The sequence below is a fragment of the Rhodococcus sp. P14 genome (genome assembly GCF_000256505.1).
GTDB lineage: Bacteria > Actinomycetota > Actinomycetes > Mycobacteriales > Mycobacteriaceae > Rhodococcus > Rhodococcus ruber.
The window spans coordinates 1-8,510 of record NZ_AJFC01000077.1 but is presented as its reverse complement, the minus strand read 5'-3'; the positions used below and the strand labels follow the sequence as shown (position 1 = coordinate 8,510).

General features: G+C 70.1%; 9 protein-coding genes. 6 read left to right on the top strand and 3 right to left on the bottom strand.

All coding sequences use genetic code 11. The features are described from left to right. Together OEY_RS0105415 and OEY_RS0105410 are read left to right on the top strand one after the other, a co-directional pair. On the top strand, positions 1-321 hold a 321-nt coding region (locus OEY_RS0105415; RefSeq protein ID WP_010592894.1), incomplete at its 5' end, for a class I SAM-dependent methyltransferase. Positions 322-416: 95 nt separating this feature from the next. Continuing rightward, the gene (locus OEY_RS0105410) at positions 417-1,268 is read left to right on the top strand and encodes a Bax inhibitor-1/YccA family protein (protein ID WP_026137644.1); all 852 of its coding nucleotides are present in this window, start codon (positions 417-419) and stop codon (positions 1,266-1,268) included. On the opposite strand, the gene OEY_RS0105405 is transcribed toward OEY_RS0105410, so the two are convergent. Continuing rightward, complete coding sequence (locus OEY_RS0105405) at positions 1,265-2,227, bottom strand: SGNH/GDSL hydrolase family protein (RefSeq protein ID WP_010592892.1); 963 nt, start codon at positions 2,225-2,227, stop codon at positions 1,265-1,267. The genes OEY_RS0105410 and OEY_RS0105405 overlap by 4 nt on opposite strands. A 115-nt stretch (positions 2,228-2,342) precedes the next feature. On the opposite strand from OEY_RS0105405, the gene OEY_RS0105400 reads away from it, so the two are divergent. The 3 genes from OEY_RS0105400 (at position 2,343) to OEY_RS0105390 (ending at position 6,559) form a co-directional block, all read left to right on the top strand. After that, positions 2,343-3,728, top strand: a complete 1,386-nt coding sequence (locus OEY_RS0105400) for a cystathionine beta-synthase (protein WP_010592891.1) — start codon at positions 2,343-2,345, stop codon at positions 3,726-3,728. An 80-nt stretch (positions 3,729-3,808) separates the two neighbouring features. Further along, positions 3,809-4,963: a cystathionine gamma-synthase gene (locus tag OEY_RS0105395; protein ID WP_010592890.1), complete on the top strand. Its 1,155-nt coding sequence runs from the start codon at positions 3,809-3,811 to the stop codon at positions 4,961-4,963. 198 nt (positions 4,964-5,161) lie between these two features. Beyond that, complete coding sequence (locus OEY_RS0105390; protein ID WP_026137643.1) at positions 5,162-6,559, top strand: bifunctional lytic transglycosylase/C40 family peptidase; 1,398 nt, start codon at positions 5,162-5,164, stop codon at positions 6,557-6,559. An 87-nt stretch (positions 6,560-6,646) separates the two neighbouring features. On the opposite strand, the gene greA is transcribed toward OEY_RS0105390, so the two are convergent. Both greA and OEY_RS0105380 read right to left on the bottom strand, forming a co-directional pair. Further along, the gene (gene greA, locus OEY_RS0105385; RefSeq protein ID WP_003935085.1) at positions 6,647-7,141 is read right to left on the bottom strand and encodes a transcription elongation factor GreA; all 495 of its coding nucleotides are present in this window, start codon (positions 7,139-7,141) and stop codon (positions 6,647-6,649) included. 223 nt (positions 7,142-7,364) lie between these two features. Continuing rightward, entirely contained in the window at positions 7,365-7,796 is a 432-nt protein-coding gene (locus OEY_RS0105380; RefSeq protein WP_010592888.1) for a DUF4307 domain-containing protein, read from the bottom strand. Between the two features lie 154 nt (positions 7,797-7,950). Between OEY_RS0105380 and mca the strand changes: the two genes are divergently transcribed. Next, positions 7,951-8,510, top strand: a 560-nt coding sequence (mca, locus tag OEY_RS0105375) for a mycothiol conjugate amidase Mca (RefSeq protein WP_029539899.1), incomplete at its 3' end; no start/stop codon positions are given.

Below are 8,510 nucleotides of genomic sequence, written 5' to 3'. Positions count from 1 at the left end.
CCCCCCGCCCCCGCCGCCGCGAACCACGTCGCCGACCGGGTCGACGTACTGCGCGACGACGTCGCCGGGACGCTGCCGGACGCCTCCGTGGACGTGGTGCTGTGCAATCCGCCGTTCCACGTCGGCGCCGCCGTGCACACCGGTGCCGCCGTGAAGATGTTCGACGCGGCGGCCCGGCTGCTGCGTCCGGGCGGGGAACTGTGGACCGTCTACAACACCCACCTGAACTATCGTGGGATCCTGCAGCGGACGATCGGCCGCACGGAAGTTGCCGGACGCAACCGTAAGTTCACCGTGACCAGGTCCGTGCGCACCCGGTAGAGTCCGGTTTGTCCGTGCTCGGCTCGGGTCCGGGAACTCCCGGCGTCCGCGGATCGTTGAACGGACAGAACCGACCACCAGAAGGGATGTGCACGGTGCGCACCACCAGTAACCCGGTGTTCCGCAACCTGCCCAAGCAAGAGGGCGGCGGATACGCCACGTTCGGCTCTGCGACGGCGGGCGCCGCGCAGGTCACCCAGCAATTCGGTCAGCCGCAGTACGCGCCGACGGACCCGTGGGCCCGGCCCGCCACCGAGCGGTCGATGACGATCGACGACGTCGTCACCAAGACCGGCATCACGCTCGGGGTGCTGGCGATCTCGGCGCTGATCTCCTACGTCCTCGTCAACGGCAACGCGAACCTCGCCGCGCCGTTCGTCATCGGCGGCGGTCTCATCGGCCTGGTCCTGGTCCTCGTGGCCACCTTCGGCCGCAAGATGGACAACCCGGCCATCGTCCTGGCCTATGCCGTCGCCGAGGGCTTCTTCCTCGGTGCGCTGTCGTTCATGTTCACCGACATCACCTTCGGTGGCGCCGGCGGCGGAACCCTGATCGTCCAGGCGGTGCTCGGCACGTTCGGCGTGTTCTTCGGCATGCTCGTCGTCTACCGCACCGGCGCGATCCGCGTGACCCCGCGCCTGACCCGCATGATCGTCGGCGCCCTGATCGGTGTCCTCGTCCTGGCGCTGGGCAACCTCGTCGCGAGCTTCTTCGTCGACGGTGGCCTCGGCCTGCGCGACGGCGGCGCCCTGGCGATCGTCTTCAGTCTCGTCTGCATCGGCATCGCCGCGTTCAGCTTCCTGCTGGACTTCGACGCCGCCGATCAGCTCATCCGCGCCCAGGCGCCGGAGAAGGCCGCGTGGGGCGTCGCCTTCGGTCTGACCGTCACCCTGGTCTGGCTGTACGTCGAGATCCTGCGCCTGCTGTCGTACTTCCAGAACGACTAGCCCAGCTCTCCGGCCACCGTGCCGACCGCGGGCCCCGGGAACACCCGTTCCCGGGGCCCGCGGCGTGTCCGGGGCAGCCACAGCCGGGCCGCCGCCGACGTCTGCGGCGGAGCCGGCACCGGGCCACCGGCCCAGAGTCCGAGCGCGGCGGCCAGCACCGGCAGCAGGTGTCCGGCCGCGAGTTCGTATCCCGCGGCCGAGGGATGAAACCCGTCCGCGGAGAACAGGCGGTCGGGCGCGGACAGGAACTCGGGTGTCAGCAGGTCGGCCAGCGGCACCGGATACCCGCCGGCCGCGCGTGTCGCCGCGGCCTGCGCGCGGGCCAGTTGCCGCCCCCACGTCCGTACCACGGTGCGCAGCGGCTGAGGAATCGCGCCGACCACCCCCAGGTCGGGACACGTACCGACGACGACGGCGGCGCCGCTCGTGCGCAGACGCCGCACCGCCGAGCCCAGTCGCTGTGCCGAACGGTGCAGCGACAGTTTCGCGGTCACGTCGTTGGCCCCGACCAGGATCACGGCCGCGTCGGGCGGCGGACCCGCCACGAACATCGCGTCGACCTGCCCGGCCAGTCCCCGCGACGTGGCGCCGGCGATGGCCTTCGTGTCGAGCCGGACGCTGCGGCCCGACTCGTCGGCCAGCGCCCGGGCCAGCAGCACTCCCGGCACCTCCGCGGCGCTGACGCAGCCCAGGCCGGCGGCCGTCGAATCCCCGAAGATCATCAGGTGCAGGTCGAACGGCACGCCGCGGCGCCACGGCACCGGGGACTGCGCTCCGGGCGGGTACACCCCGTCCGCCTCGGGCGGCCTCGCCCAGGTACGGCCGATGACACCTCTCGCCGCCGTCGCCTGGCGCATCAGGTACGTGTACGTGAGCCAGGAGGCGCCGCCGGCGCCGGAGCCGGCGGCGACGGCCGTCGCGCCGGCCAGCGCCGCGGCGCGCCACGAGGTTCGGGGCACGGGAGATCACCTTTCCGAGCGGACGGCCCTGACGTTGCCGTGTCCAGTGTGCGTCGAATCCGCCGCTCGAGCAGCCGGAACGCCGTCGTGCGCCGGCATCTGAGAGCATGGAGGAATGCGCATCGCGGATTCCGTCGTCGACCTCATCGGAAACACCCCGCTGGTCAAGCTCAACTCGGTGACGACACCGGGTTCGGGCGTGGTCGCGGCGAAGATCGAATACCTCAACCCGGGCGGCAGCTCGAAGGACCGCATCGCGGTCAAGATGGTCGACGCCGCCGAGAAGTCCGGTGCACTGAAGCCGGGCGGCACCATCGTCGAACCGACCTCCGGCAACACGGGGATCGGTCTCGCGCTCGTCGCCCAGCAGCGCGGTTACAAGTGCGTGTTCGTGTGCCCCGACAAGGTCAGCGAGGACAAGCGCAACGTGCTGCGCGCGTACGGGGCCGAGGTCGTGGTGTGCCCGACCGCGGTGCCCCCGGAGCACCCCGACAGCTACTACACCGTCTCCGATCGTCTCGCCCGTGAATTGCCGGGTGGATGGAAGCCGGACCAGTACTCCAACCCGGCCGGTCCGGAGAGCCACTACGAGACCACCGGTCCCGAGATCTGGCGCGACACCGACGGCAAGGTGACCCACTTCGTCGCCGGCGTCGGCACCGGCGGCACCATCACCGGCACCGGCCGCTACCTCAAGGAGGTGTCGGGCGGCACGGTCAAGGTGATCGGCGCCGACCCGGAGGGCTCCGTGTACTCCGGCGGCACCGGTCGCCCGTATCTCGTGGAGGGCGTCGGCGAGGACTTCTGGCCGAGCGCCTACGATCCGTCGATTCCCGACGAGATCATCGCCGTCTCCGACGCCGACTCGTTCGACATGACCCGCCGGCTCGCCCGCGAGGAGGGCCTGCTCGTCGGCGGGTCGTGCGGCATGGCCGTCGTCGCCGCCCTGCGGGTCGCCGAGCGCGAGGGTCCGGACGCCCTCGTCGTGGTGCTGCTGCCCGACGGTGGGCGCGGTTACATGTCGAAGATCTTCAACGACAACTGGATGGCCTCGTACGGTTTCCTGCGGGCCCCGCTCGACGGCAAGCCCGACGATTCGACCGTCGGCGACGTCCTGCGCAGCAAGTCCGGCGAGCTGCCCGCGCTGGTGCACACGCATCCGTCCGAGACGGTCCGCGACGCCATCGAGATCCTCCGCGAATACGGGGTCTCGCAGATGCCGGTCGTGGGCGCCGAGCCGCCCGTCACCGCCGGTGAGGTCGCGGGCAGCGTCAGCGAGCGGGAACTGCTCAGCGCGGTCTTCGAGGGCCGCGCCCGGCTGGCCGACCCCGTCGCGAAGCACATGAGCCCGACCCTGCCGCTGATCGGCGTCGGCGAGTCGATCGCCGCCGCCACGAAGGCGTTCGGCGACACCGACGCGCTGCTGGTCATCGACGACGGCAAGCCCGTCGGGGTGATCACCCGCCACGACCTGCTCGGGTTCATCAGCGCCGGCTCCTGACGCCTTTCCCGCGGTGACCCACGGGCCGGGGAATGTTCCCCGGCCCGTGGTTCTTCCGCCCCCCGACTACGCTGAGCGGCATGAGTGAGCAGCGCAGCCACGGATTCTCCACCCGAGCGGTCCACGCCGGATACGATCCCGACCCGGCCACCGGTGCCGTCAACGTTCCCATCTATGCGAGTTCGACGTTCGCGCAGGACGGCGTCGGCGGGATGCGCGGCGGATTCGAGTACGCCCGCACCGGCAACCCCACCCGCAAGCCGCTCGAGGCGAATCTCGCGGCCATCGAGGCGGGAACGTTCGGCCGGGCCTTCAGTTCCGGCATGGCCGCCACCGACTGCCTGCTGCGTTCGGTGCTGCGCCCCGGCGATCATCTCGTCATCCCCAACGACGCCTACGGCGGCACCTTCCGGCTGATCGACAAGGTGTTCACGCAGTGGGGCATCGAGTACACGCCGGCGCCGATCTCCGACGTCGACGCCGTGCGAGAGGCGATGCGGCCCACCACCAAACTGGTGTGGGTCGAGACCCCGACGAACCCCCTGCTCAACATCGGCGACATCGCGGCACTCGCCGACGTCGCGCACACCGGTGGGGCGAAGATCGTCGTCGACAACACGTTCGCGTCGCCGTACCTGCAGCAGCCGCTGACCCTGGGTGCCGACGTCGCGCTGCACTCGACCACCAAGTACCTCGGCGGCCACTCCGACGTCGTCGGTGGTGCGCTGGTGACGAACGACGAGGAGCTGGACGCGAAGTTCGCGTTCCTGCAGAACGGCGCGGGCGCCGTCCCGGGCCCGTTCGACGCGTACCTGACGATGCGCGGTATCAAGACGCTGGCCCTGCGCATGGAACGGCACAGCGACAACGCCGAGAAGATCGTCGAGTTGCTCGACGGGCATCCCGCCGTCACCCGGGTGATCTACCCCGGCCACGAGTCGCATCCGGATCACGCCGTCGCCTCGAAGCAGATGCGCCGGTTCGGCGGCATGATCTCGCTGCGTCTGGCCGGGGGCAAGCAGGCCGCCCTCGACTTCTGCGCACGCACCGAGATCTTCACGCTCGCGGAGTCCCTCGGGGGTGTGGAGTCGCTGATCGAGCACCCGGGCGCGATGACGCACGCCTCGACGGCCGGGTCGCTGCTCGAGGTTCCGGACGATCTGGTGCGCCTGTCGGTGGGTATCGAGGATGCCGCCGACCTCCTCGCGGACGTCGAGCAGGCGCTCACGGCCTGACGGGGCGTCGGCCGGCCGGGTGTGCGAGCGGCGACGACCATGTTGCTGTAACTTCAAGTCCCGTGTGTGTGGCGCGTCACAAGTCCGGAACTAGAACGCGTTCTCGCATATATATGATATGGATGTAACGAACCGCATCGGTGATCGAGATCACACAGTACGGTGAAGTCGTTCGTCAGAGGGATGGGGAGTTCGCGAATGTCAGTTGACCCGTCGGCGGTGATTGTGGCGGTAGCCACGGCGGCGAGCGCCCTGGTACAGGGAGTGGACATCCCGGAGCATCTGGAGGAACAGGTCACGCAGGTGATCGAGTCGTTCCAGGCGTCCGCCGAATCGTCGGCCGCGGCCACCGATCAGCAGGTCACCGACCTCGTCGCGGCGCTGCCCGAGCCGATGCGCCCGGCCGCCGAGCAGGCCGTGGCGGATGCGACGTCGGCCGCGAAGGACGCGCTGATGCCGCATCTGCCGCCGGAGGCGGTCGCGGTGCTCGAACCACCGGCCGAGAATCCGGTACAGGCCGCGCCCCCGCAGGCGCCGTCGGTGCTGGCCCCGGCCGCGCCGGCGGGGCGGCCGTCCGTGTTCGGCGCCCCCGCCCCCGGCGCTGCGACGGGCAGCGGTGCGTGGGGGTCGGCACCGGGCGGGGTGGGGACCGGCGGCGCGGCGGTGACGTTGCCGTCGATCCCGGCGATCCTGCCCGGCACGAACCTGGCGCCGATCGGGGCGATCGCGGTGTTCGCGCCGTGGCTGCGCAAGGCCGGGAAGTTGTGCGAGGGGGTCGGGGCGCCGGTGCTGGCGGCGTTGTATTCGGCGGAGAACGGTTTCCGGTACGGACCGAGCGCCCCCGTCTCGCCGGTGGGTGCGAAGGGGCCGGGGCAGTTCATGCCCGGTACGTGGGATGCCTACGGCAAGGACGCCGACGGGGACGGGCGGGCCGACGTGCTCGGCATCGCCGACCCGGTGATGGCGTCCGGGAATCTGCTGTGCGACAACTACCGGCAGATCGAGCAGTGGAAGGCACAGGGGGTGGTGCGCGGCGACACTCTCGACCTCACGCTCGCGGCGTACAACGCCGGTCTCGGGGCCGTGCGCCGATCCGGGGGCATGCCGTCCGGCCTACCGGACTACGAGAACCAGACCAAGCCGTACGTGGCGAAGATCCGGGCGACCGAGATGGTGTTCGCGCGGCTGCTCTCGCCGTTCTTCGGGCTCGGGTTGCCGGGGATGACCGAGACCGGCAACCGGGTGGTGGATCTGGCGTTCCGGTATCTGGGGCTGCCGTATGTGTGGGGCGGCGGCAACATCAACGGTCCGTCCGGCGGCGGGTTCGACTGTTCGGGCCTGACGTCGTACGCGGTGTACGCGGCGACGGGGGTGACGTTGCCGCGTACGTCGCAGACGCAGTGGCGGGTCGGCACCGAGATTCCGATCGAACTGGCCCGGCCGGGAGATCTGGTGTTCGGAAACTGGCAGTCCGACGGACCCGGGCACGTGGGCATCTACATCGGCGGCGGCCAGATGGTGCATGCCCCGACGTTCGGAGACGTGGTGCGCGTCGGCGCGGTCTTCCCCGGCATGAAGGCCCGTCGCCTGATCTGAGGTGCCGTACGCGAGAAGGGTCCGACCGGAGGCGCCGGTCGGACCCTTCTCGCATGTCGGTCGAGCCGCACGACGGCTCGCCGTCGGTCAGCTGTGGTACGGCTCCGCGCTGACGAGCGTCACCTTCATGGTGCTGCCGTTGGGGAGCGTGTACTCGCGGGTCTCGCCGACCTTCGCGTCGATCAGGGCACCGCCCAGCGGGGAGCTGGGGGAGTAGATCTCGATCTCGTTGCCCCGGGCGCCCTCCTCGCGGGTGGCGATGAGGAACGTCTCCTTGTCGCTTTCGTCGCCGTCGTAGTAGACCGTGACGACCGAGCCGGGCAGCGCGACGCCGGACTGCGTGGGCGCGACACCGACCTTCGCGTTGTTCAGCAGTTCCTGCAGCTGACGAATCCGGGCCTCTTGCTGACCCTGCTCCTCGCGAGCGGCGTGGTATCCACCGTTCTCCTTGAGGTCGCCCTCCTCGCGGCGCTCGTTGATCTCGGCCGCGATGACGGGACGATTCGCGATGAGCTGGTCGAGTTCTGCCTTGAGTCGGTCGTACGACTCCTGTGTCAGCCAGGTCACCTGGGTCTCGGTCATCCTCGATCACTTCCTTCGGGTTGGAGCTCCCGGCTCCGTCGACTGGTCGCCGCAACTCGCAGCGACGACGGCAACGCGGATCCCTCGAACGTTCCCCCCAAGCCAGTGGCGAACAGGACCGCACTGCTTCCTATGCAGCAATACACGGCCCCAAAGGGTGGAACCGTGTATCAGGTAATTCTAGCACCAACGTGGTCGCGACCACGGAATCCGCAGCGTGCGGTCAGTGCGCGCGCAGGTATTCGGGCACGTCGAAGCTGCAGCCGTACATGTCCGCCATGCCCGGCCGCTGCGACGTGACCACCGGCGCGTCCATCAGCAGGGTGCCGGACTCGGACGACGGGATCAGCACCTCGCGCCGGCCCGTCTCGGATCCGTCCTTCGACCGCGAGCGGATGATGCACACCGCCTCCTGCGACGGGTCCTTCCGCGTCACGGTGAACTGCACCTGCACGGTCGAGTCGTCGACGACGGTGTAGGTGACGACCTCGCTCTCGATGTCCGGGGTGCCGAACTTCTGGTAGAGCAGGAACGCCGCGAGCACCCCGGCGACGAGCCCGACGGCGACCAGTGCCCACAGCCAGGTGCGGCGGGATCCGCCCGTCGCCGGGTAGCGGTCGGTCGGGTAGCGGTCGGTCGGGGTGGTGTCGGTCATCACACTTACTTTCGTGCACCCGCGGGCGCAGCGGGGGCGTGGCTGACGAGGGACGTGTCAGGTGGAACTATAGGGGAGGAACCCAGGACACCGGCCCGCAGTGCCGGTGGTCCGGGTAGCGACGATGCAGCCGACGGCGAGGTGGAGGAAAGACGTGAGCGGACTACGGCTCATGGCCGTGCATGCCCATCCCGATGACGAGTCGAGCAAGGGTGCCGCCACGACGGCCCGCTATGCCGCGGAAGGGCACGAGGTGCTGGTGGTCACCCTGACCGGGGGTGAACGCGGCGACATTCTCAACCCCGCGATGGACATCCCCGGGATCCGGGACCGCATGCCCGAGGTCCGGCGCGAGGAGATGGCCGCGGCCGCCCGCATCCTGGGGGTGCAGCAGCGGTGGCTCGGGTTCGTCGACTCGGGGCTGCCGGAGGGCGACCCGAAGCCGCCGCTGCCCGAGGGGTGCTTCGCGCTGGTGCCGCTCGAGGAACCGACCCGCAAGCTCGTCGAGGTGATCCGGGAGTTCCGGCCGCACGTGATGACCACGTACGACGAGAACGGCGGCTACCCGCACCCCGACCACATCCGGTGCCACGAGGTGTCCGTCGCGGCGTACGAGGCGGCCGGTGACCCGGACCGCTTCCCCGAGGCCGGACCGGCGTGGAAGGTGCAGAAGCTGTACTACTCGCACGGGTTCATCCGCAAGCGCCTGGAGCT